The sequence below is a fragment of the Nocardia sp. NPDC019395 genome (assembly GCF_040632335.1).
Lineage (GTDB): Bacteria > Actinomycetota > Actinomycetes > Mycobacteriales > Mycobacteriaceae > Nocardia.
The window spans coordinates 905,826-927,214 of record NZ_JBEYBT010000001.1 but is presented as its reverse complement, the minus strand read 5'-3'; the positions used below and the strand labels follow the sequence as shown (position 1 = coordinate 927,214).

The 21,389-nt window shown below is 65.9% G+C and carries 21 protein-coding genes; 14 read left to right on the top strand and 7 right to left on the bottom strand.

Annotation, left to right across the window (positions count from 1 at the left end; translation table 11 throughout):
* Positions 1 to 92: 92 nt before the first annotated feature.
* Positions 93 to 626, bottom strand: coding sequence for a YbaB/EbfC family nucleoid-associated protein (locus ABZ827_RS03850; RefSeq protein ID WP_357232448.1), 534 nt, complete (start codon positions 624 to 626; stop codon positions 93 to 95).
* A gap of 4 nt (positions 627 to 630) precedes the next feature.
* A complete protein-coding gene (locus ABZ827_RS03845) occupies positions 631 to 960 on the bottom strand; it encodes a hypothetical protein (protein WP_357232445.1) in 330 nt (109 codons plus the stop codon).
* 269 nt (positions 961 to 1,229) lie between these two features.
* Between ABZ827_RS03845 and ABZ827_RS03840 the strand changes: the two genes are divergently transcribed.
* Together ABZ827_RS03840 and ABZ827_RS03835 are read left to right on the top strand one after the other, a co-directional pair.
* Positions 1,230 to 1,565 (top strand): hypothetical protein, encoded by a 336-nt coding sequence (locus ABZ827_RS03840; protein WP_357232443.1) that lies wholly within the window; start codon positions 1,230 to 1,232, stop codon positions 1,563 to 1,565.
* Positions 1,566 to 2,621: 1,056 nt separating this feature from the next.
* Positions 2,622 to 3,239, top strand: coding sequence for a TetR/AcrR family transcriptional regulator (locus ABZ827_RS03835; protein WP_357232440.1), 618 nt, complete (start codon positions 2,622 to 2,624; stop codon positions 3,237 to 3,239).
* Between the two features lie 63 nt (positions 3,240 to 3,302).
* Here ABZ827_RS03835 and ABZ827_RS03830 read toward each other — a convergent pair whose 3' ends face one another.
* The gene (locus ABZ827_RS03830; protein ID WP_357232437.1) at positions 3,303 to 4,139 is read right to left on the bottom strand and encodes an NAD(P)H-binding protein; all 837 of its coding nucleotides are present in this window, start codon (positions 4,137 to 4,139) and stop codon (positions 3,303 to 3,305) included.
* An 82-nt stretch (positions 4,140 to 4,221) separates the two neighbouring features.
* Between ABZ827_RS03830 and ABZ827_RS03825 the strand changes: the two genes are divergently transcribed.
* Positions 4,222 to 5,160, top strand: coding sequence for an AraC family transcriptional regulator (locus ABZ827_RS03825; RefSeq protein ID WP_357232434.1), 939 nt, complete (start codon positions 4,222 to 4,224; stop codon positions 5,158 to 5,160).
* Positions 5,161 to 5,199: 39 nt separating this feature from the next.
* On the opposite strand, the gene ABZ827_RS03820 is transcribed toward ABZ827_RS03825, so the two are convergent.
* The 3 genes from ABZ827_RS03820 to ABZ827_RS03810 form a co-directional block, all read right to left on the bottom strand.
* On the bottom strand, positions 5,200 to 5,628 hold the full coding sequence (locus ABZ827_RS03820; RefSeq protein WP_357232431.1) for a pyridoxamine 5'-phosphate oxidase family protein: 429 nt from the start codon (positions 5,626 to 5,628) through the stop codon (positions 5,200 to 5,202).
* Between the two features lie 119 nt (positions 5,629 to 5,747).
* Positions 5,748 to 6,488 (bottom strand): SDR family oxidoreductase, encoded by a 741-nt coding sequence (locus tag ABZ827_RS03815; protein ID WP_357232428.1) that lies wholly within the window; start codon positions 6,486 to 6,488, stop codon positions 5,748 to 5,750.
* Positions 6,489 to 6,513: 25 nt separating this feature from the next.
* Positions 6,514 to 7,386 carry a TIGR03619 family F420-dependent LLM class oxidoreductase gene (locus tag ABZ827_RS03810; protein ID WP_357232425.1) on the bottom strand — a complete coding sequence of 291 codons (873 nt, stop codon included), beginning with the start codon at positions 7,384 to 7,386 and terminating at the stop codon, positions 6,514 to 6,516.
* A gap of 160 nt (positions 7,387 to 7,546) precedes the next feature.
* On the opposite strand from ABZ827_RS03810, the gene ABZ827_RS03805 reads away from it, so the two are divergent.
* From ABZ827_RS03805 to ABZ827_RS03790, 4 genes are all read left to right on the top strand, one after another.
* Complete coding sequence (locus tag ABZ827_RS03805; RefSeq protein ID WP_357232422.1) at positions 7,547 to 8,221, top strand: hypothetical protein; 675 nt, start codon at positions 7,547 to 7,549, stop codon at positions 8,219 to 8,221.
* Between the two features lie 141 nt (positions 8,222 to 8,362).
* Positions 8,363 to 9,217 carry a TauD/TfdA family dioxygenase gene (locus ABZ827_RS03800; RefSeq protein WP_357232419.1) on the top strand — a complete coding sequence of 285 codons (855 nt, stop codon included), beginning with the start codon at positions 8,363 to 8,365 and terminating at the stop codon, positions 9,215 to 9,217.
* 186 nt (positions 9,218 to 9,403) lie between these two features.
* Complete coding sequence (locus tag ABZ827_RS03795; RefSeq protein WP_357232416.1) at positions 9,404 to 9,535, top strand: hypothetical protein; 132 nt, start codon at positions 9,404 to 9,406, stop codon at positions 9,533 to 9,535.
* 231 nt (positions 9,536 to 9,766) lie between these two features.
* The gene (locus ABZ827_RS03790) at positions 9,767 to 10,975 is read left to right on the top strand and encodes a cytochrome P450 (RefSeq protein WP_357232413.1); all 1,209 of its coding nucleotides are present in this window, start codon (positions 9,767 to 9,769) and stop codon (positions 10,973 to 10,975) included.
* Positions 10,976 to 11,029: 54 nt separating this feature from the next.
* On the opposite strand, the gene ABZ827_RS03785 is transcribed toward ABZ827_RS03790, so the two are convergent.
* Positions 11,030 to 12,319 (bottom strand): amidohydrolase family protein, encoded by a 1,290-nt coding sequence (locus ABZ827_RS03785; protein ID WP_357232410.1) that lies wholly within the window; start codon positions 12,317 to 12,319, stop codon positions 11,030 to 11,032.
* A gap of 526 nt (positions 12,320 to 12,845) precedes the next feature.
* Between ABZ827_RS03785 and ABZ827_RS03780 the strand changes: the two genes are divergently transcribed.
* From ABZ827_RS03780 to ABZ827_RS03750, 7 genes are all read left to right on the top strand, one after another.
* On the top strand, positions 12,846 to 13,646 hold the full coding sequence (locus ABZ827_RS03780) for a CbbQ/NirQ/NorQ/GpvN family protein (protein WP_357234456.1): 801 nt from the start codon (positions 12,846 to 12,848) through the stop codon (positions 13,644 to 13,646).
* A 102-nt stretch (positions 13,647 to 13,748) separates the two neighbouring features.
* A complete protein-coding gene (locus ABZ827_RS03775; protein ID WP_357232407.1) occupies positions 13,749 to 14,867 on the top strand; it encodes an ABC transporter substrate-binding protein in 1,119 nt (372 codons plus the stop codon).
* A gap of 98 nt (positions 14,868 to 14,965) precedes the next feature.
* A complete protein-coding gene (locus ABZ827_RS03770) occupies positions 14,966 to 16,012 on the top strand; it encodes a spirocyclase AveC family protein (RefSeq protein WP_357234453.1) in 1,047 nt (348 codons plus the stop codon).
* Positions 16,009 to 17,034: an SDR family NAD(P)-dependent oxidoreductase gene (locus tag ABZ827_RS03765; RefSeq protein WP_357232404.1), complete on the top strand. Its 1,026-nt coding sequence runs from the start codon at positions 16,009 to 16,011 to the stop codon at positions 17,032 to 17,034. Before ABZ827_RS03770 ends, ABZ827_RS03765 begins: the two co-directional genes overlap by 4 nt.
* Positions 17,035 to 17,046: 12 nt before the next feature.
* The gene (locus ABZ827_RS03760) at positions 17,047 to 18,273 is read left to right on the top strand and encodes a cytochrome P450 (RefSeq protein ID WP_357232401.1); all 1,227 of its coding nucleotides are present in this window, start codon (positions 17,047 to 17,049) and stop codon (positions 18,271 to 18,273) included.
* A 44-nt stretch (positions 18,274 to 18,317) separates the two neighbouring features.
* Positions 18,318 to 19,577: a cytochrome P450 gene (locus ABZ827_RS03755; RefSeq protein ID WP_357232398.1), complete on the top strand. Its 1,260-nt coding sequence runs from the start codon at positions 18,318 to 18,320 to the stop codon at positions 19,575 to 19,577.
* Between the two features lie 112 nt (positions 19,578 to 19,689).
* Positions 19,690 to 21,384 carry a VWA domain-containing protein gene (locus ABZ827_RS03750; RefSeq protein WP_357232395.1) on the top strand — a complete coding sequence of 565 codons (1,695 nt, stop codon included), beginning with the start codon at positions 19,690 to 19,692 and terminating at the stop codon, positions 21,382 to 21,384.
* Positions 21,385 to 21,389 lie beyond the last annotated feature (5 nt).

Sequence of the window (21,389 nt, the reverse complement as noted above, 5' to 3'; positions counted from 1 at the left end):
CTCAGATCACCGCCACCCACACCGAACACAACCGTCTCCGAACGGCCGCCCCGGCCCACTCGGAGTCAGCAATCACCGTGTTCCAACACAAATCACCAGGTCGACTCGGTGGCCTTGGGGCCGCGTGCGCCCGCCTCCCGATGATCTGCGAGCTCCACGACGTCGTCGAAAACCAGCACCGGATCGTTCCCGGCGTCCGCGTTCTGCGCGGATACCCGCTCGGCAGCGTTGGGCGCGGCAGTCGAGACCTGTGGCTCGACGGGGACCACACTTTCGAAATCGGGTATACCGTCCACCAACTCCGATAGTTTCGGCTTACCCGCGCGCACTTCGCGCAGCGGCCGCATCAACTCCTCGGTCCGCCGGACCATCTCGGCCGCCGCCTGGTGGACGGCCTCGGTCACCGCGGTCGCGATTTCGTCGAAGGTCAGATCGCCGATATCGGGCGAGAATTCGGTGGCGATCACCAATCCGTTGGCATTGACCGTCACGGTGACCCGCTTGTCACGCACCGACGCCGAGGCGGTGAGCTGCGTACGTTGCCGCTGCAACTCCGCGACCAGGTCCATCTCCCGCCGGAAACTCTCCATCGCGTCCGCGGCGGAACGAGAACTGCCATCGGACATGAGCTCAGACCACCCGCCGGAGGTTGTCGGCCGAAGCATCCTCGGTGTTGTCCCATGCTCGCGCCGCACCGGTGTCGCCGGTATCTTCCGCGAAGACGTTGAAGGCCTTCCCCATATCGTCACTGCCGGCGGCCGCCTTGTGGCACCGGGCCCGATAACCGTCCGGCCCATCGGTGAACTCGTGCCCGAAATGATCGTCGCCACAGGCGCCGGTCATATTGTCCATCACCGCGTTTGCTCTCGCCCCGATGGAGGTCAAACTGTCCCCGATATCGCCGAGCAATTCCGCTGCCGACCGCAGCCCGTCGGCATCCACCTCTATCTCTCGCGCCATACCGGCTCCTCACCAGTCCTGGTGGGGACGTCCGCCCCTCATACTGTCGTCCCCGCGGCGGTTGCCCTGATCGCTCACTGCTCGGTCCCGCCGACCTTCCCTATCCTCGTTCGTGCTGATCGGCCGCAATTTTTCCAGAACCCTGGACGGCTTACTTCCCGTTGCCGGGAAGCGGCGTCGCCTGATCGGTCGCCGCATCGGCCGAACAACTCGAATGAAATCCCCGCGACGCCGTGGTACTGCAGGGCACCTCCACCGGAGCGGCCCTGGTGACCCACGACCGCCGCATGCCGGATTCCGTGCGAGCCACCGGCTACCGGACCGGCCGATCTACCGGACCCGGTTCCGCACCGCCCATCACGATATTGGGCGCATCCCGCAGCGGTATCGGGCAGACCGACCCGTCCACGTCGATCGTCGCCGCCGATGGACTGCTCAGATCCTCACGTATGGGCCACCGCCGCCGGGCCGGGCAAATTCAGGACGGCACGGAGATCACCCACACCTCCGCGCCGGAACAACACACTGACACGATCGAAAAAAGCGGGGGCGCGGCGCAATTCATGAATGCATATAACCGGGATCGGGCGGCGGCGTTCGGATAGCCGCTCGGAGAAGCGGATCCCATAAACCCGTTCGGTACAGAGAATTTCGAACCCATACGGCACGAAGGGAATTGCGTAGCATCGACTACCGAAACCCTAGGAGTGGGGCGGAACGAGCAAGAACCGAATATCTCGAGGTCGAGATACCGGGGCTGATCGAATTACGATCGGACCCAATGGTTCACGGATACCGCTGATGCGAAAGCCACTCTAGAACAGCTCCACAACCGCATAGAAGCGCACCGGGCCGAACCGGGTTTTCGTCATCTTCACAAGAACCGCAAAGCCGCTCTCCCCCTATCTCATTGAGATCACAGCGGAACCATCGATGCAGGTACAGGGCATACAGCCTCAGAGACTGGGCCGACACAGAAAAGGAGACGGTCCGCTGGATAATATCCAGCGGACCGCCCAAGCAGCATTGGACTGCGTTTACTACATCTTATTCGGCCGAGAGACTCGACAGGTCACCGAAACCACTGAAGATGCTTCCGAATGCACTAAGAAGGGTGCCGAGGCTGCCCAGATCCACTGAACCCATAGTTTCTCACTCCTGTCGGGTCTGCATTTACCAACGACACCGTTGCGCCGTTCCCAACATTGGTAATTCCGTAATCTTAACGTTACTGTCCAGTTATCTTAACGAGACCAATCCATAAGGTGAACTCCAGGTGAACTGGATCATAAAATATGGGTTTTCTCACATATACCCATAATTACACCGGTGTGATCTTTCGCGAAATCATCGAATCGCACTTTTCGACTGTCCGATAATTCCCTATTCAATATCGATAACGGCCTTTCGAAACACTCCGGGGACCGATTGCCGGAGCACCCGCGCGGAACCGATCCCTCGTCGGACCCGGCCCGGTCTCGGCTACCGGATGGCATGGTCATCGTGAGGCCGCCATCCGAATCCTCTGCCCGACCGCGGCCGGAGTTATCGAGCGCGCCGTGTCCGCCTCGGCATCGACAACGCCCGTCGCCGCCGAATCGCGTATGCGATGGGATCAGCGCACAGGATCCATGCCGCGGCCCGCCCTATGCTGTTTCGATATGAGCCGTGGTGACCGGGCGCGGGCCGATATCCTCGACGCCGCTGAGCAGCTGATCGCCGAGGCCGGAGTGCGGGTGCCGCTGCGCGATATCGCGATCGCGGCCGGACAGCGCAACAATTCCGCGGTCAACTACCACTTCGGGACCCGGCACGAGCTGATCCGTGCCGTGGTCGAACGCCGCCTCGGCCCCATGGAGCGTGAACGCGCCGAAATGCTGGCGGCCCTCGACGACGATGCGCGCCGCGACGTCGAGGCCCTCCTGTGGATTCTCGTGAAACCGCTGACCTCAGTAGACAGTGACTACTACGCCCGGTTCCTCCAGGCGGCCGCCCCGTATCTGCCGACCGACCTCGACGGAACCCAGGGGACGGTCTGGCCGCAAGTCCTCGGGCTACTCGCCCGCGCGATCCCGACCGCCGACCCCGCGGCGCAGCGCCGCCGGATCGGCGCGGTCGCGACGGCGATGTTCGCACTGCTGGCGGAATGGGAGCGCAAAACCCATACCGCGGCGGCCCCTTCCGACTTCCCCGAGGAAATCGTCACCATGCTCGGCGCAATGCTCACTGCCCCGGTACGCGCACCCGGTGAGATCGTCGAATCATCGGCTCCCGGGTGAGCGTCCGTGACCGGCCGATCTTTCGTCGGGGTGGTCACTGTCGTGGACGGCGCCGGGATGGGTTCAGCGGCGCCAGGTTCCCGCGGCCGCGACCCGCACGACATAGTCCTCGAAGGTGCGGGGCGTGCGCCCCAGCAGGGTGGCGATACCGTCGGTCGTCCCGGCGATCACACCGCGTTCCATCAGCACGAACATATCCGCGACGTGCTGTGCGGCGTCCTCGCTCCAGCCCTGCTCGATCAACGCCGCGGTGTATTCGGCGGGAGAAATCTGCCGGTAGCCGATGGACAGCCCGGATGCCCGGGAGATCATTTCGACGGCCTCCGCGAAGGTCAGCGCCCGCGGCCCGGTCAGCTCGTAGATCCGGCCGGCATGCCGGCCGGGCTCGGTCAGCACCGCGGCCGCGGCGTCGGCGACATCCTCCAGATCGATGAAGGGTTCGGGCACCGCGCCCGCCGGGAGCGCGAGTTCGCCGGCCGCCAGCGGGGCCCGAAAGAGGTCCTCGTCGAAGTTCTGGTCGAAATTCGACGGCCGCAGTACCGTCCACTCCAGCGCCGAACCGCGCACAGCCTCCTCGGCCGAGCGCATATCCAGTCCGAACGCGGAGTCGCCCCAGGTATCGGCGCCGTGCCCGGAGAGCAGGACCAAGCGCCGCACGCCGGCGGCCTCGGCGCGCGCCACGAACTCGTGCACGGGTCCGGGCACCGGCGGAGGCACCACGTAGACGGCGGTGATGCCGTCCAGGGTCGAATCCCAGCCGCCGGGGTCGGCCCAGTCGAAGCGGATCTCGCTGGAGCGGGAGGCGGCGCGAACCGGTGTGCCGTGCAGCCGCAATCGGGCGGCGACCCGCCTGCCGGTTTTACCGGTGGCGCCGAGGACGAGGACGGTGTCGTTGCTCATGGCTGTGATTCAACGGCACCGGATCGGACGAATCCATGGGTAAAGAGGCGGATTGCCTGTGTGATCGTCTAATCTCTGTGGGGTGGACGCGTTCGGTGACCTCTTCCGCGGCATGCGGGCCCGGGGCTCGTTGTTCGGCAGCTCGACCCTGTCCCCGCCGTGGGCGCTGCACTTCGTGGACGGCGCCCCGCTGACGTTGTGCACCGTCCTCGGGGCGCCGGGCTGGATCGTGCCGGAGGGGCACCCGCCCGAACAGCTCCGTCCCGGCGAAACGATCATCGTGCGAGGTCCCGCACCGTTCACTTTCGTCGACGCGCCCGGAACGCGGGCCGTGCCGATCGCATGCGGTGAACATTGTGCGACGCCCGAACAGGGCGGAACCCGGCACCGCCGCGGCTGGACCGACAGCGGCGGCTCCGCCGGGGCCACAACGTTCATCGTCGGCGCGTATCCGGTGTGCGGCGAGATCAGCCGCCGGCTCCTGGATGCGCTGCCCGTCGTGCTGCGTGTGGGTTGCGGTGGCGAGGCCGACCCCGTACTGGACCACCTCGCCGCCGAGGTCGCCACCGACACCCCGGGCCAGCAGGTAGTCCTGGACCGGCTCCTGGATTGGCTGCTGGTCTGCTCGGTGCGCGATTACTTCGACCGGCCCGGCAGCGAGCCGCCCGGCTGGTACGCCGCCCAGCGGGATCCCGTGGTCGGCGGCGCGCTGCGCCTGCTGCACGACGAACCGGCGGCGCCCTGGACGGTCGGCTCGCTGGCCGACCGGGCCGGAGTATCGCGTTCCACGCTGGCGAAACGCTTCGCCGACCTGGTCGGCGAACCGCCGCTGACCTACCTCACCGTCTGGCGCATGACCCTCGCGGCGGACCTGCTCACCGAGCGCGAGTCGGCGACCGTCGCCGAGATCGCCCGCGCCGTGGGTTATTCCGACCCCTTCGCGTTCAGCGTGGCGTTCAAACGGATCCGAGGGGTCAGTCCGAGCGAGTTCCGGCGCACCGGCGCGTTGGTTCGCGCGTGACGACCGCGAACCCTCACCCACTACCGGCCGGACCCCGGATCACAGCGCATAGCGGTGCACTGTGTCCGGGTGGATGACGACACGGAGAAGCTCGCCGGTCAGTATCTCGGCGAGAGTATCGGCCCGGGCCGGGTCGTCGAGATCCCAGTAACGAGCGGCGAGGCGGGAACACAGGTCGTGTGCCCCGTCGGGTTCCACTGTGGAGCGGCCTGCGACGCTCACCCAGCGCTCTCGTTCACCCACCGGGGCCGCGACAACGATCGAGGCGCGGGAGTCGCGGCGCAGGCGTCGTATCTTCGCCGACTCGGGTTCGGTGAAGAACTCGATCGTGCCCGCGGCGGTGGCCTCGAACCACACCGGCCGGGGTTGCGGCGGCTGCGCACCTCCGGCCACGGACAGGAACCCGTGCAGGGGGCGGCCGAGGAATTCGAGATCCGCGGCGGTCAGCAGGCGAGTGTCGTTGCTCATGGCAGTGATTCAACGGCACCCACGCGACCGAATCCATCGGTGAAACGCCGAACCACCTGCGCCATCGTCCAACGTCGACGCCACGCCCGGCCCGCAGCGACTTCGGTGAACCCGGGAAGCTACCCCGCGGTCTTGCCGTTATCGGCCAGATAGACAGCACCGTGGATAGCCGAGGCTTCATCGCCGGCCAGAAACGCGATCACTGTGGCGACTTCCTCCGGCTCGTTCATACCCCGCGGGGCGGCAGCGCGCATGATCAGGTTCGGGTCGGCGCCGTCGGGCAGGGAGAACTCGCTGATCTGCGGGGTGAGCATGCCACCGGGACAGACAGCGTTGACGCGGAGACGATCGGCGGTGAACTCCACGGCCAGTGCCCGTGTCAGACCCACCAGACCGTGCTTGGCGGCGCAGTAGCCCGCCGAGTACGCCTGGCCCTCGACCCCGGCGATGGAAGCGACGTTGACGATGTTGCCGCCGGCCCGCAGCAAATGGGGCAGCGCGGCGCGGCAAAGGTAGAACGGGGCGTTGAGATTCACCGCCAGATCGGCGTCCCAGTCCTCGTCGGCGACCTCACCGGTCCGGCGCATCCGGTGCGAGCCGGCCACATTGACCAGCACGTCGAGGCGCCCGAATTCGGCTACACACCGCTCGACCATCGACCGGCATGCCGCCGACGTGACGATATCGGCGGTGGCGAACCGCCCACCGGGCACATCACCGAACACCTCGGCCAGGCGTTGTTCGTCGCGTGCCACCCCGAAGACCGAGGCTCCGCGCTGGGCGAACAGGCGCGCGACCGCCGCGCCCAGCCCCGACGAGGCACCGGTCACCAGCGCCACTTTGCCCGATAGGCTGCTCATTTCGATTCCTTCACTCTGCTGTCCGCTACTGAGTGCGGGCGATGACCTTGTCCGCGAAACGGGACAGGTTGGCGATCTTGGTGTCCAGGCTCTCGGTATCGGGCTCCCGGCCGTAGGGATAGCGGAAGCCGACGATGACGTCGGTGACTCCCTTGTCCTCCAGCCGCTTCACACCGTCCACGGTGAAACCGTCCAGCGAGATGACGTGCACCTCGAAGTCCTCGCGCGTGCCGTATTCGGCACGCATCGCCGTGAGCTCGGTGAGCAGACGGTCGAGTTCCGCCGGGTCGCCGCCGGCGTGCATCCAGCCGTCACCACGCTGCGCCGCGCGACGCAACGCGGGTTTGCTGTGCCCGCCGATGAGCAGCGGAATCGGCTCGGTGGGCACCGGCGAGATCTTGATCGGCGGCAGATCGTAGAACTCGCCGTGGAACTCGAAATACCCGCCGGCGGTGAGGCCGCGGACGATATCGAGGCATTCGTCCATCCGGCGGCCGCGCTTCTCGAACGGCACACCGAAGATCTCGAAATCGTCCGGCCACGGACTGACGCCCACGCCCAGACCGAGGCGGCCGCCGCTCAGCGCCGCCACCGACGCCGCCTGTTTCGCCACCAGCACCGGCGGCCGGATCGGCAACTTCAGCACGAACGGGGTGAAGCGCAATGTGGTGGTCGCCGCGGCCAGTGCTCCGGCGAGGACGAAGGTTTCGACAAACGGCTTGTCCTCCAGGAACTCCCGGCTACCGTCCGGCGTGTAGGGGTAGGTGGAATCGGAGTCGCGCGGGTAGGCGATGCTGTCGGCGAGCACCATCGAGGTGTACCCGGCGGCCTCGGCGGCCTGCGCCAACGGCACGTAGTAGGACGGGTCGGTCATGGTCTCGGCGTAGGTGAATCTCATCGATCGGCCTTTCTGCGGTTCGGTTTCCAGCGTGCGGCGATCCATGGTCCCAGCCGGAACAGCGCGATCCCGGAGTGTGGCACCGGCTGCATCCGCCCACATTAAGCGCTACTGCTTAATTGGTCGATAGGCGAATCAGAACACGTGCTAGTTTGCGGCCATGACCAAGCTGATCCTCGCCCTGCACGGCACCGGCCTCGGAACCCGGCTCACCGCTCCGGCGTTTCGGGAAACGCTGGCCGCGGGTGGAGCGACCGCGGTCCAGGTGAACCTCGATGATGCCGACGTGGCCTCCGCGATGATGCGGTTCGGCCCCGCCGAACCGATCACCGCGCTCGTCTCGGTGTGGACCGACGGCGACCCGGCCACCGCCGTCGGCATTGTGGCCGAAGCCGCGGACGAACCCGCACCCCACGCCTACCGCGTCTCCGAGCGGGTACGCCTCGACCCGATACCGGTTCCGGACGGCATCCGCTCCGATGCCCTGGTCAATATCGCCCTGCTCCGCAGGCCCGCCTCGATGCCCCGGGACGAGTACCTGCGGTACTGGCAGATCGAGCACACCCCGATCGCTATTCGCACTCAGAACACCGTCGGCTACATACAGAACACGGTCGAAGAAGTGCTGACCCCGGCGGCGCCCGAAGTATCGGCCGTCGTCGAGGAGCATTTCCCCATGGCAGCGATGACCGACCCACATGTCTTCTACGGCAGCCGCGGCGACGGAGCCGAACTCGATCGCCGAATCACCGAACTCCTGGCCAGCGTGGCCCGTTTCGGCGCGGATACCGGCTTGGACCTGGTACCCACCAGCCGCTACCACTGGATTCTCTGAACCTGCCGGCCGCCCGCCGCGCCGGCGCCCCTGTGGCCGATCGCGTACTGCCGCTCGACAAGCGATTCGACCCATTTCACCCGCTACATACGTATCGTTGCTATCGGAAACATCATCGAAGCGGGGGCACCGGGAGAACGTATGGTCGGCGTATCGCAGCACATCACCGAATCCGTGGGACTGGAGATCACGGGGGTGAAACCGGACGATCTGCTCACGCCGCACGCCGCCGGCGAATGCCGCGCGGCACTGGAACGCCACGGCGTGCTCGTGTACCGGGAGATCGGCATCGGCGACGACGATCTGCTCGCCTTCAGCCGGATGCTCGGCACGGTCGTCGTCCAGCCCACCGGCGAACACCGGCTTCCGGAGATCCAGACGATCACGATGAATCCGGCCAAGACCAATGCCGTCATGGCCTCCTATCGCCAGGGGAATTTCCACTGGCATATCGACGGCACCACTTCCGAGATCCCGCAGAAAGCAACCTTGCTCACCGCCCGGCAGATTGACCCGGCCGGCGGGGACACCGAGTTCGCGAGCACCTACGCCGCCTACGACAGGCTCAGCGACTCCGACAAACGAGAAATCGCCACACTGCGGGTACGCCACAGCTTCGCCCACGCGCAGTCACTGGCCAACCCCGATCCGACCGACGCCGAACGCGCGGGCTGGGCACGCGTACCCGAACGGGTGCATCCACTCGTATGGACCCGCCGCAACGGCCGGAAATCTCTATTGCTCGGCGCTACCGCGGCCGAGGTGATCGACTGGCCCGCCGACCGCGGACGCGCGCTCCTCGACCGGCTGCTGGACTGGTCGACCCAGCCCGAATTCACACTCCGCCAGACCTGGCGCGTCGGAGATCTGGTGGTGTGGGACAACACCGGGATGCTGCACCGCGCGCTGCCGTTCGCTCCGACCTCCCTGCGCCTGATGCACCGCACCACCCTCGCCGGTGAAGAGACAGTGGACGGGCAACTCGCGGCCACATAGGCACGCGGCCGCCGCCGGACCGGCTCATTCGGTAACGCATCGGGGCCGGCCGCGGTCCGTATCCCCTGCTCCGGTACCCGGCGACACCACGGATTCCCGGGTCTGCGTTCCGATGAATGCTCGCCGGTGTCGCGTACGGTCGAGGCAAAGGGGCCGCGAGGGTCCCCCCGGCAAAAGGACGCGCCGATGTCCGATAAGTCTCCGCGCAGTTCCACATCGAAAAAGTCCGGAAAGTCCTTGAAGGAGAAGCGGGCCGACAAGAAGGCCAAGGCCGATAAGAAAACAGAGGTCGAGTCCACTCTCGAACCCAAACGCTAGGACCCCATCCACGAGCTCGGGCGGCGACCGCTGCCCGGGCTCGTGCGTTGTGCACGGACTCTGCGCCCCAGCAGGCCGCGGCTCATCTCCGCGCTCGGCAGAGCAACAGCCGATATACAGAAATCCGAGCGCTCCCCGTGCAGCCCATGGTGAAGGTCCGCTCGTTTCTCCCGATAACGGACGCCCTGTGCAAACCTGGAGGCGCACGCCACCGACTTCCAGGGATGGACGATGACCACCAGCCATAACGTTGAGCCGCTGCATCTCGACCGGTCGTTCTACGACGACCCGGCCGCGCTCTACCGCGATCTGCGGGTTGAGCGACCGGTGGCCCGCGCGACCGGCCCGAACGGCCTCCGGTTCTGGATGATCACCCGGTACGCGGACGCCCGGGCCGCCCTCAACGACGCGCGGATGACCAAGGATGCCGAGCGAATCCCGGGATCCATCGCCCGGGACAACGACGTCCCCCAGGCTCGGGTGATCACCGAATCGCTTGTACGGCATATGCTCAACGCCGACCCGCCGGACCACACGAGGTTACGCAAACTGGTCGGGCGAGCCTTCACCATGCGCGCGATCTCCCGGTTACGTCCACGGATCGAGGAGATCGCGACCGAACTCGCCGACGCCATGGCTGCGGCCGGGCCCACGGTCGACCTGCTGGACCATTTCGCCTTCCCGCTGCCGATGACGGTCATCTGTGAGATTCTCGGCGTCCCGCAGAGCCGCCGCGACGAGTTCCGCACGTGGTCGAATACGTTGCTCTCCGGCGAGGCGGACGAAGAACGAGCCGCCGCGGCAGGCGCGATGGCGGCGTTCTTCGCCGATCTCATCGCCGATAAGTCCGCTCACCCCGGCGAGGATATGCTCTCCGATATCGTGCGCGCGGCCGAGGACGGCGATTCGCTCAGCCACTCCGAGACGATGGCGATGGCATTTCTGCTGCTCGTGGCCGGTCACGAGACGACGGTCAACCTGATCGGCAACGGTATGCTCGCGCTGTTGCGGAACCCGGACCAGCACGCCCTGTTACGCGGCGACCCGGACCTGATACCGAACGCGGTCGAGGAGTTCCTCCGTTACGACAGTCCGGTCAACCTGGCGACCATCCGGTTCACCACCGAGCCGGTCGAGTTCTCCGGCACGATCATCCCGGCCGACCAGTACGTGCTCGTATCGCTGATCGGCGCGAACCGCGATCCCGAACGCTTCGCCGACGCCGACCGGCTCGACGTCGAACGAGACGCGTCCGGCCATCTCGCCTTCGGCTACGGCATCCACCATTGTCTCGGCGCACCGCTGGCTCGACTGGAGGGCGAGATCGCCTTCCGTACCCTGCTGGACCGATTCCCGGGTATGACGCTCGACCGCGAGCCCGGCCCACACCGCGTGAGCACGCTGATCCACGGTCTGACCGGGCTTCCGGTCCGGCTCTGATCTATACCGCCCGGCTCGAACGCCGATTTCGCTCCGCCACCGTCCCGGACGGACCTACGGCGTGGCCGTCGGCAATTGCTGGGTCAGGTTCAGCACTGTCACAGTGTCGGTGCCGGTCTTCTTGAGACGCTCGGACGACCGGAACCCCAGATCGACATCGGCGGCCTCGGCGCGCAACGCGCCGACCGTGACGTCCTCCTTCCGCACGTGCTGGAACATATCGAAGGAGTACAGCCGTAGTGCGTTCTCGTGGGTGATCTTGTTGATCTCGTCGTCCGGTACACCGTCGAGCTGGCCGGCCAGCGTCTCCGGCGCCAGCGGCCACGTCGAATCGGAATGCGGGTAGTCGCACTCCCAGTTCACCATGTCGAGGTTGAGCTTGTGCCGGCTCTCGACACCGAAGCCGTCGTCGATGAAACACAGCGCGATACGGTCGAGGAAAACCTCGCTGGGCAGTTTGCCGCCGAAGTTCTGATGGGTCCACGCCCGGTGCATCTTGTACACGCGGTCGATCCGTTCGAGAAAATACGGCACCCAGCCGATCCCGCCCTCGGACAGGGCGAAGGTGAGATCCGGGAACCGTCGCAGTGTGGGCGACCAGATCAGATCCGCGGCTGCCTGCACGATACTCATCGGCTGCAGGGTGATCATCGTGTCGATCGGAGCGTCGACCGAGGTGATCACCACGCTCGACGACGACCCGATATGCAAGTTGACCACGGTGTTCTCATCACTGCACGCCTGCCAGAACGGGTCCCAGTGCGGATCGTGCAGCGACGGATAGTTCAGTTTGGTGGGGTTCTCCGAGAAGCTGACCGCATGGCATCCCTTGGCGGCCACGCGCCGCACTTCGGCGGCCATCGCCTCCGGGTCCCAGATCGGCGGCAGCGCCTGGGGAATCATCCGCCCGGGGTAGGCGCCACACCACTCGTCGATATGCCAGTCGTTGTACGCCCGCAGTACCGCCAGGCCCAGATCCTTGTCCCGGGCGCGTGCGAAATACTGGCCGCAGAACTGGGGATACGACGGAAAGTTCAACGCCGCGGCAACGCCGTTGACGTTCATATCGCGGATGCGCTCGTGGATGTTGTAGCACCCGTCACGGATCTCGCTGAGTTTGGTCGGCTCGGCACCGTACTCGTCCGGCGGACGCCCCGCGACCGCGTTCAGGCCGACGTTGGTGGCTTCCTGCCCTTCGAAAACCCAGGCGTCCGTACCGTCCTCCCGCTGGACAAGTTTGGGCACGTCGTCCTTGTACTTGGCCGGGATGTGCTTATCGAACATATCCGGTGGTTCGACGAGATGATCGTCGACCGAGACGAGTACGAAATCGTTCATGTCCATACCGCGCTCCTTGTCTCAACCGCATGGCACGGCGTCGCCCGTGCGCATACGCCCCGATTTCGCAAAACTGTAGTCCGGAACAGATTTTTGGTCAATATCGGAGAGCAACGCTGGTAGCGTGCGGTGGAAACCACCCGGGTGACTGAAGATCCCCAGCTACAGTGGACATTCGGACATACCGGTGACCACCTGCCCGACCGGCGGATCGACAGAATCCGGGCGACCATTGACCGCGCTCGTCGGGTCCGGCTACGCTCTGAACAAACGTTAGGTTCGCAGCTCGCGAAAGTCGCTGTGGGAGCATTACGCTCATCGCGCACTCCCCGGCCGGTCCCGGTGTCACTGCGCCCGAACGGCCGACCGCCGCAGGAGCAGATCAGGAGGCGTCGCATATGGGGAACGCCCAACCGGCGCCACATCCCGGCCGGCCGGATATGCCGGCCTTCCAGCGTCCGGAGGTCGGCAGAACGACCCACAGAGAGAAAGTGGTGATGCGTGTGATGGGGTGCCGACGTTGAGTACAACAATGGAGTTGGAGACAGCAGAGCCTTACTACCTCCCCGTCGCCAACGAGGTGGCGGTCTTCCGGGCGGCCTATCGCCAGGGGTTGCCGATCATGCTGAAGGGCCCGACCGGCTGCGGTAAGACCCGCTTCGTGGAGGCAATGGCACACCGGCTGGGGCGGCCCCTCGTGACGGTGGCATGTCACGACGACCTCACCGCGGCCGACCTGGTCGGCCGCTATCTGCTGCGCGGTGGTGAAACCGAATGGGTCGACGGGCCGCTGACCCGGGCGGTCCGGGAAGGCGCACTCTGCTATCTCGACGAAGTGGTCGAAGCACGACAGGACACCACTGTCGTCCTGCATCCGCTCGCCGATCACCGCAGGCAGCTGCCGATCGAACGACTGGGCATCACCTTGGACGCGAAACCCGAGTTCGGCCTGGTGGTTTCGTACAATCCCGGATATCAGAGCGTGCTGAAGGATTTGAAGGACTCCACCCGGCAGCGAATGGTGGCGATTTCGTTCGACTATCCGGAACCGGAAACCGAGAAGTCGATCATCGTCGCGGAATCGGGGGTAGATCCGGGCCGCGCGGCCGAGTTGGTGCGTCTGGGGCAGGCGATTCGCAGGCTCGACACCGGAGCACTACGCGAAGTGGCTTCGACCCGTGTCCTGATCGCCACGGCGCGATTGATCACCGAGGGGCTACCGGTCCGCGAGGCGGCGCACGCGGCGGTGGCCGGCCCGCTCACCGATGATCCCTTGACCGCGCGCGGATTACGCGAACTGATCGAGGCCTACGTCTCCGAACTGGCGCCGTAACCGGACTTGCCGACTTCCACGACGAACACAGTCATTTGTTCAGAACAAATATTAGGTTGCACTGCGGCCCTGCTGCTACGAGTGACCAGAGGAAGGCACGCCATGGCCTACGAGAGCACGGCGGAACCGATCAAAATCGGCTATTTGATGGATTTCCGGTTACCGGAGTCCTATCCCACGGAAATGTTCGACGACTTCTCCCGGCCGTTCGAGCTGGTCTTCGACGAAGCACTCCAGGCGGGTGTGATCGACCGGCCCGTTCAGATCGTCTACAAAGAAGTCGAAGGATTACCCAAGGGCAGCGTCAAGGCGGTGATCGATGGCTTCGGTGAGCTCGTCGACGAAGGCTGCGTACTGGTCTTCGGCCCGAATATCACCGATAATTGCGTCGCCGTCAAAGAGGCGATCGAGGATCGGTTCCGTGTTCCCGCCATATCGGTGACCGGTACAGACGATTGGCTCGGTGAATGGACCTTCTCGTTCCCTCAGGGATCGATGACCGACGAGCCGATCTTCTGGGCGGATCTCCTCGCGAAGAAGGGCTATTCGACTGCCGGCATCCTCATCGAGAACTCCCTGATCGGCGAAACATACTCCCGTAACTTCCGCCGCGCGGCCCACGCGAAAGGTATCCGCGTCGTCGCCGAAGCGCCGATCGCACCGACCGCGCAGGATATCTCCGAAGCGGTGAAGACACTGCACAGCGCCGCACCCGACGCGCTCATCCACTGCGGCTTCGGTTTCGGCATCGTCTTCATCAATCCCGCGCTCGAGGCACTCGACTGGGACCCGCACCGGTACACCAGTACTGCCTTCCAGAACGCCTGGGTCGATCCGATCATGTGGAAGGCCTTCACGGGTTGGATCGGGGTCGATCAGTACGACGAGCACAATCCGGTCGGGCAGGCCTACCTGGATCGATACGAGAAACGATTCGGGCGCCGGCCGCAGTACTGCGTTCCGATGGTCAATTACGATGTCGCGCGCACCGTGCTGGCGGCGCTGACCGATGCCCACCCGCTGAGTCCGCGGGGGATCAAAGAGGCGCTCGAGCGAGTGAAGATGCTGCCCGCCGCCTCCGGCGCCCCGGGCACCCGGGTCTCGCTCGGGAAGTACACCCGGCGGGCCTGGATGGGTGCCGGCTACCTCGTCGCCCGGCGCCTCGACCCCGACGGTGTCAATTCCCATCTGGTCGACCGATTCGGCGAGGACCTGCCGTGACCGCGAACGAATCGGTATCCGAGCGGACCGGGGCCGGAAACCCGGCACGCGCCGGCGGTACCGAACCCCCGGTGAAGAAGAACTACCTGCGCTGGAGCCTGTTGGCACTGGCGCTGCTGATCGTCGCGCTGGTCGCCGCGAACGCCCGGCAGGGCGCGGTCTCGGACCGTATCCGCAATCCCGAGGTCACCGGGGCACCGCGTCCGGTGGAGCCGTTGTTCGGTTTCGATCACTGGATGGATGTGATCCATATCGGAACCCTCGTCGCGGTACTGCTGGTGATCGCGATCTGGGTGCGGATGTTCCGCCGCAATCCGCGCGATCCGGTGCTGCTCATGGGCTTCATGACCACCATGATCGTCTGGCAGGACCCGATCATGAACTGGGCGCCGTTCGCGGTCTACAACCCCGAACTCTGGCACTGGCCCGAGGACTGGCCGCTGGTCTCCCTCTCCCCCACCGTCGAACCGTTCGTCGTCTTCGGCTACGTGCTGTTCTACCTGGGCCCGTACTTCCCGGCGATCTGGGTCCTGCGCAAATTACAGGCCCGGCGGACCCCGGATTCGTTCGTGTGGAAACACCCGCTGATCAGTCTCACTCTGCTGATCCTGCCGATCGGCTTCGTATTCGACATGATCCTCGAGGTCTCCCTCGTGCGGACCGGGATGTACATCTATTCACAGGTCATTCCGATCGGGTCGCTCTTCGCCGGCTCGACCTACCAGTTCCCGCTGCTCTGGGAATCGCTGTCGGTGACCTTCGTGATGATCCCGGCGGGCGTCCTGATCTATCGCGACGACACAGGTAAGACGGTCGCCGAGAAACTCGCGCAGCGAGCCGAGATATTCGCCGGGCGGCCGTTCCTCGGCATGGTGCTCGTGATGTTCCTGGTGATGAACCTGTCCTACTTCGTGTACGGCGGCTGGTTCGCCGTTATCAAGTGGACCCGGGTGGCGACGTCGGTCGCCTGTCCTTGGCCCTATCCAGAGGCCAAGGTGTACGACCCCCAGGGGTTCTACGAGGAGAGCGGGGAGCCGGGGCCGTATTCGGCCGGCATCTGGTCGACCTGGATGAGCGCACAGCCCGACGGCCGGCCCGATGTCGAGCCGCCGGCCGATGGCGGACGATGTGGAGCACAACAGTGAGCGAACAGCGCAGTGTCGTCATCACCGGCGCGAGCCGGGGCCTCGGACTGGCGTCCGCCCAGTATCTGTACGCGCGGGGGTGGCGAGTGGTCGCGGCTGTCCGGTCCGTCGATACCGGGCTCGCCGCCCTGCGTGAGGCCACGGGCGCCGACGTGGACGATCCGCGGGTGATCGGGGTCCGGCTGGACCTGCTCGATCCGGACTCGATCACCGCCGCGGCCACCGCGATCCAGAAGGCGGTCGGCGCGCCGGACGCACTGGTACACAACGCCGGTATCGCCGCCGCCGGCATGCTCGAGGAGACGCCGATGGATCTGTGGGAGCGTATGTTCGCGACCCATGTGTTCGGTCCGGTCGCGTTGACCCAGGCACTGCTGCCCGCGATGCGGGCGGCGGGACGCGGACGCGTCGTACTCATCTCGAGTGCCGGCGGTGTCCGCGGTATGCCCGCGATCGCGGCGTACTCCGCGGCGAAAGGTGCCGTGGAACGCTGCGGCGAGGCGCTCGCGGGCGAGATCGCACCATTCGGCCTGGGCGTCACGGTACTGGTCACCGGCGTGTTCGATACCGAGATCATCACCGACAGCGGCGCATACACCTTCCGTGATTTCGACGGGCCCTATGGGCAGCACCACGCCACCATCGACCGCCGGGGCCGGGCGGCGATGAAGATCGCGAGCCCGCCCGCGAAATTCGCCGCCGGTCTGGCCGCCGCGCTCGGCGACCGCGGACCCTACGTCCGGCGCGCGATCGGAATCGATGCTGCGGCACTGCTGGTATCGAACAGGCTGCTCTCGTCCCGGACCATGCACCAGATATCCCGTATCGCCATGGGTCTACCGAGGTTCGGGAGGTTACGGCCTTCCGCCCCGAAGGCGAATCTCACCACCCGCGCCATGATTCGCGGAGCCGAGAGGCTCCCCGAACCGATCATGATGCGAATCCGATCACTGGTCCTGCGATTTCAGAAACCGTCACCCGCCGCATCGGCCGGTGGAACGGAACAGGATCCGGCAATCTAGGAGACCACGCTCATGCAACTATTCGACGACCTGGAAGATTTCGGCGCTTTCGACGATGTCGTCTCCGGCGATGTCCGCGACCCCTACACCGAACTGGCACGATTGCGCCGGGAAGATCCCGTGCAGCGTATCGAGACCTCGACGATGCCGGGCGACGACACGAAACCCCTGTTCATCGCCTATCGTTTCGACGATATCCGCACGATTCTGCGGGACAACGAAACATTCTCGTCCGCGATCATCATCCAGGCGTTCGGCGATGTGCTCGGCAAGCACGTCATGCTGGGCATGGACGAACCCGAACACGGACGCCACCGCGCACTGGTATCGAAAGCGTTCGCGCAGAAGGCACTTCAGAAATGGGAGGACAGTCTCGTCCGCGAGGTAGGCGACGGTCTCATCGACCGTTTCGCCGCCGCGGGCAACGCGGACCTGGTAAAGCAATTCACCTTCCCGTTCCCGACCCAGATCATCGCCGGTCTGCTCGGCCTGCCCAGGGAAGACTACGAGCAGTTCCAGAAATGGTCGATATCGCTGCTGAGCTTCACCATCAACCCCGAACGCGGTAAAGCGGCGTCTATCGCGCTCGAGGAATATTTCACCCCGATCCTGGAGGCCCGGCGCGCCGAACCACGCGACGATCTGATCAGCCGGCTCGCCGTCGCGGAGATCGACGGAGAAAGGCTGTCGGACCCGGAGATCTTCTCCTTCCTGCGACTGCTGCTGCCGGCCGGTGTCGAGACCACCTACCGGTCCCTGGGCAACCTCCTGTTCGGCCTGTTCAGCAATCCCGACCAGCTCGAGGCGGTCCGCGCGGACCGTTCGCTGGTTCCGCAGGCGATCGAGGAAGCGGTCCGCTGGGAACCGCCGCTGCTCACCATCACCCGGGTGGCGACCGCGGAGACCGAACTCAGCGGGGTGCCCATCCCCGCGGGCTCGTCGGTCATGCCGATGCTGGGTGCGGCGAACCGGGAGGAGGACCGCTTCGACGATCCGGATACGTTCGATATCTTCCGCCCGGCCAAACCGAATATCTCCTGGGGCCACGGCGCCCATGTATGCCTCGGTATGCACCTCGCGCGCTTGGAGATGCGGGTCGCGATCAATCTGCTGCTCGACCGGCTACCGGAACTGCGGCTCGACCCCGCTGCCGAGGACCCCCATATCCGCGGTCAGGTCTTCCGCTCCCCGGCTGCCCTGCCGGTGTTGTTCACCGCCGGCGCGCGGGTCGCGTCATAACGGACGTGCCCGAGACGTATCACCGACTCTTCCAGGAGAATCTCGTGTCCGACTTCGAATCCGTCGACTATTTCACCGACGCGTCCCTGATACCCGATCCCTATCCCTATTTCGACCATTTGCGAGACAGATCGCCCGTTCTCCCCGATGGACCGAACGGCGTGGTCACGATCACGGGCCACGCCGAAGCTCTTGCCGCCTACAAGGATCCCGCCTTCTCCTCGTGCAACGCCGTCGTGGGACCTTTCGCGCCGCTGCCGTTCACCCCCGAAGGCGACGACATCACCGAACTGCTCGAACTCCATCGCGACGGCATCCCCATGGCCGAGCATGTGGTCACGATGGACGCCGACCAGCACGTTCGCACCCGGGGCCTGCTCAGCAAGCTGCTGACCCCGAAACGTCTCAGCGAGAACGAAGAGTTCATGCTGAAACTCGCCGACCGGCAACTCGATACATTCACCGGCGCGGGCCGGGTCGAGTTCCTGTCCGGCTACGCCAAACCGTTCGCCACGCTCGTCATCGCCGACCTTCTCGGGGTGCCGGCCGCTGATCACGACGAATTCCGCGCCGTACTGGCCGGCCAGACGGTCGGCGAACTGGGTGGGACGATGGAGCACAATCCACTCGAATGGCTGGACGACAAATTCCGGAACTACATCACCTCGCGACGGGAACGGCCACGAGCCGATGTACTCACCGCGCTCGCCCAGGCGACCTACGCGGACGGCTCCGTCCCCGAGGTCGAGGAGGTCGTCAAACTCGCGACGTTCCTGTTCGCCGCCGGACAGGACACCACAACGAAGCTCCTGACCGCGGCGGTACGTAATCTGGCCGATGATCCCGGCGTGCAGGCCAGGGTGCGGGCGGAGCGCGGCCTGATCCCCACCTTTCTGGAGGAAACGCTGCGTCTCGAAAGCCCCGTCAAGAGTCACTTCCGGATGGCACGGACGACCACCGAGATCGCGGAGTGCCCGGTCGAGGCGGGCACCACCATCATGCTGCTGCCCGGTGCGAGCAACCGCGATCCGCGAAAGTTTCCGGACCCCAACAGGTTCGATGTGGACCGCCGCAATGCGCGCGAGCACATCGCTTTCGGCCGTGGTGCCCATTCGTGTCCGGGAGCGCCACTCGCACGGACCGAAGCGCGTATTTCGATCAACCGCATCCTGGACCGGATCGCCGACCTGCGTATCGACGAATCACAGCACGGGAAGGCCGGGGAGCGCAGATACGACTACGAGCCCACCTTCGTAATGCGCGGTCTGTCGGAACTGTATATCGAGTTCGATACCGCCCTCTGACAGTGACGTGAAGGGTGGGGCGGCTAATGCCGCCGAAATCCTGTCGTGGAACAGATATTTGGTGAACGCACGGCCGAGGTGTCCGGCCGAGTCCCGAGGCAGGAGTGGCAGCATGTCCACCGACGACGAGACAACCGGTGATTCCCCGGACGGTTTGGCGATCCTGGCATCGGCGATCGCGGGCCGGTCGCTGCAGGTCGCGTACGCGCCCAGCGGGGAGCCGACCTGGACCGACGGCCACTGCATCTACCTCGACCCGGCCGCGCCGCTGCCCCAGCAGCGACAGTCCCTGGCACTGCACGCGTCGGTCATCGCCGGCGGCGGCCTGGATCCGGGAATCATGCGTTCCCTGGGCCGTCGAACGTCCCTCGCGGCCCGGTATCTCGCCGTCGAAGGTCACCGCGCGCTGTTCGCCAACGAATCGGTCCTCCCCCGCGAAGCGCTGCTATCGGCCGACCGCGCCGTCGCCGCGATGTCCGATTCCGCCGAGACCTCGCGCGAGATCGCCTCGACACGAGCACAACTACCCGCCGCGCCACCGATCTTCGGCGTCGTACGCCCCCGATCCGTATTGTCGACGCACAGTTCCGCGGAACAGACCGACGCCGCGGCGGCACATCGCCCACGGTCGCGGCGATCGAGCGATCTGGAGGTGCGCAGTGATGACGACACCGTCGAAGACGATCTCCCCGACCTGTTCAGCAGCCCGATCGGCGGCGGGAGCCGGCTCGGCAAATGGCTCCAGAAGTTACTCGGCGCATCACGCAAGGCCGGGGGAAACGGTTCACCCGGAGCCGAATCGGCCGGCTATCTGGGCCGGCAGGGTACCCGCGGAGCCGGCGCTGTCGCTTCCGGTGCGAGCGCCGAGGCGCCGGATTCGGCGGATACCGCCGGCCCACACACCTACCCCGAATGGGATGTGCACCGCCGCCGGTATCGCCGGGAATGGTGTTCCGTAGTCGAGACCGAGCCCGACGCGAACGCCGATCTGTGGATGCCGCACTGGGACAGGACGAGTCTGCGGCAGCCACTCGCCCGGATCGCGACCGCCCCGGCGCTCTTCCGCCGGCAACCACAGGGTGACGACCTCGATATCGACGCTGTCGTCGAAGCACGGGTCGATGTTCTGTCGGGGTCGTCACCGGACGAGACCGTGTATCTCGATACGCTGCGCCGGCGGCGCGACCTGTCGGTGCTGATCCTGCTCGATATCTCCGGATCGGTCGCCGAACCGGGCGGCGGCGGGAAACCGGTCCACGACCAGCAGCGGGCCGCCGCCGCGACGCTCATATCGGCCCTGCACGAGCTCGGCGACCGGGTCGCCCTGTACGCATTCCGCTCCCAGGGCCGGTCCGCCGTCCACGTCGTACCCGTCAAACGTTTCGACGATCGGCTCGGGACACGGGTCCTGCAACGCCTGCACGGTCTGGTGCCCGCCGCGTACTCCCGCCTGGGCGCGGCTATCCGCCACGGCACCTCTGTGCTGCGCACCGATGGCGGGACCTCGCGCCGCCTGCTGTTGGTTCTGTCGGACGGCCTGGCCTACGACCACGGCTACGAACGCGCGTACGGCGCCGCGGACGCCCGCCGCGCGCTGGCCGAAGCACGGCGGGAAGGTATCGGCTGTCTCTGCCTCACCATCGGAGCGCACACCGGTGACACCGACCTCACTACGGTGTTCGGCAGCGCCGCGCACGTCACGATCCCCGATACCGACCATCTGCCGGGCGTCGTCGGGCCGCTGTTCCGCAGCGCGCTGCGCGCGACCCGCACGCGAACTGCACGACGTCCCGGTCCGGCCGGATAGCCGAC

What these genes read in the sequence shown, in the direction of transcription:
- ABZ827_RS03845 (WP_357232445.1), bottom strand. Translation starts at nt 960, where the DNA reads ATGGCGCGAGAGATAGAGGTGGATGCCGACGGGCTGCGGTCGGCAGCG.
- ABZ827_RS03805 (WP_357232422.1), top strand. Translation starts at nt 7,547, where the DNA reads ATGACCAAGCTGATCCTCGCCCTGCACGGCACCGGCCTCGGAACCCGG.
- ABZ827_RS03795 (WP_357232416.1), top strand. Translation starts at nt 9,404, where the DNA reads ATGTCCGATAAGTCTCCGCGCAGTTCCACATCGAAAAAGTCCGGAAAG.
- ABZ827_RS03780 (WP_357234456.1), top strand. Translation starts at nt 12,846, where the DNA reads ATGGAGTTGGAGACAGCAGAGCCTTACTACCTCCCCGTCGCCAACGAG.
- ABZ827_RS03810 (WP_357232425.1), bottom strand. Translation starts at nt 7,386, where the DNA reads ATGAGATTCACCTACGCCGAGACCATGACCGACCCGTCCTACTACGTG.
- ABZ827_RS03760 (WP_357232401.1), top strand. Translation starts at nt 17,047, where the DNA reads ATGCAACTATTCGACGACCTGGAAGATTTCGGCGCTTTCGACGATGTC.
- ABZ827_RS03820 (WP_357232431.1), bottom strand. Translation starts at nt 5,628, where the DNA reads ATGAGCAACGACACTCGCCTGCTGACCGCCGCGGATCTCGAATTCCTC.
- ABZ827_RS03850 (WP_357232448.1), bottom strand. Translation starts at nt 626, where the DNA reads ATGTCCGATGGCAGTTCTCGTTCCGCCGCGGACGCGATGGAGAGTTTC.
- ABZ827_RS03790 (WP_357232413.1), top strand. Translation starts at nt 9,767, where the DNA reads ATGACCACCAGCCATAACGTTGAGCCGCTGCATCTCGACCGGTCGTTC.
- ABZ827_RS03775 (WP_357232407.1), top strand. Translation starts at nt 13,749, where the DNA reads ATGGCCTACGAGAGCACGGCGGAACCGATCAAAATCGGCTATTTGATG.
- ABZ827_RS03815 (WP_357232428.1), bottom strand. Translation starts at nt 6,488, where the DNA reads ATGAGCAGCCTATCGGGCAAAGTGGCGCTGGTGACCGGTGCCTCGTCG.
- ABZ827_RS03830 (WP_357232437.1), bottom strand. Translation starts at nt 4,139, where the DNA reads ATGAGCAACGACACCGTCCTCGTCCTCGGCGCCACCGGTAAAACCGGC.
- ABZ827_RS03785 (WP_357232410.1), bottom strand. Translation starts at nt 12,319, where the DNA reads ATGGACATGAACGATTTCGTACTCGTCTCGGTCGACGATCATCTCGTC.
- ABZ827_RS03800 (WP_357232419.1), top strand. Translation starts at nt 8,363, where the DNA reads ATGGTCGGCGTATCGCAGCACATCACCGAATCCGTGGGACTGGAGATC.
- ABZ827_RS03750 (WP_357232395.1), top strand. Translation starts at nt 19,690, where the DNA reads ATGTCCACCGACGACGAGACAACCGGTGATTCCCCGGACGGTTTGGCG.
- ABZ827_RS03835 (WP_357232440.1), top strand. Translation starts at nt 2,622, where the DNA reads ATGAGCCGTGGTGACCGGGCGCGGGCCGATATCCTCGACGCCGCTGAG.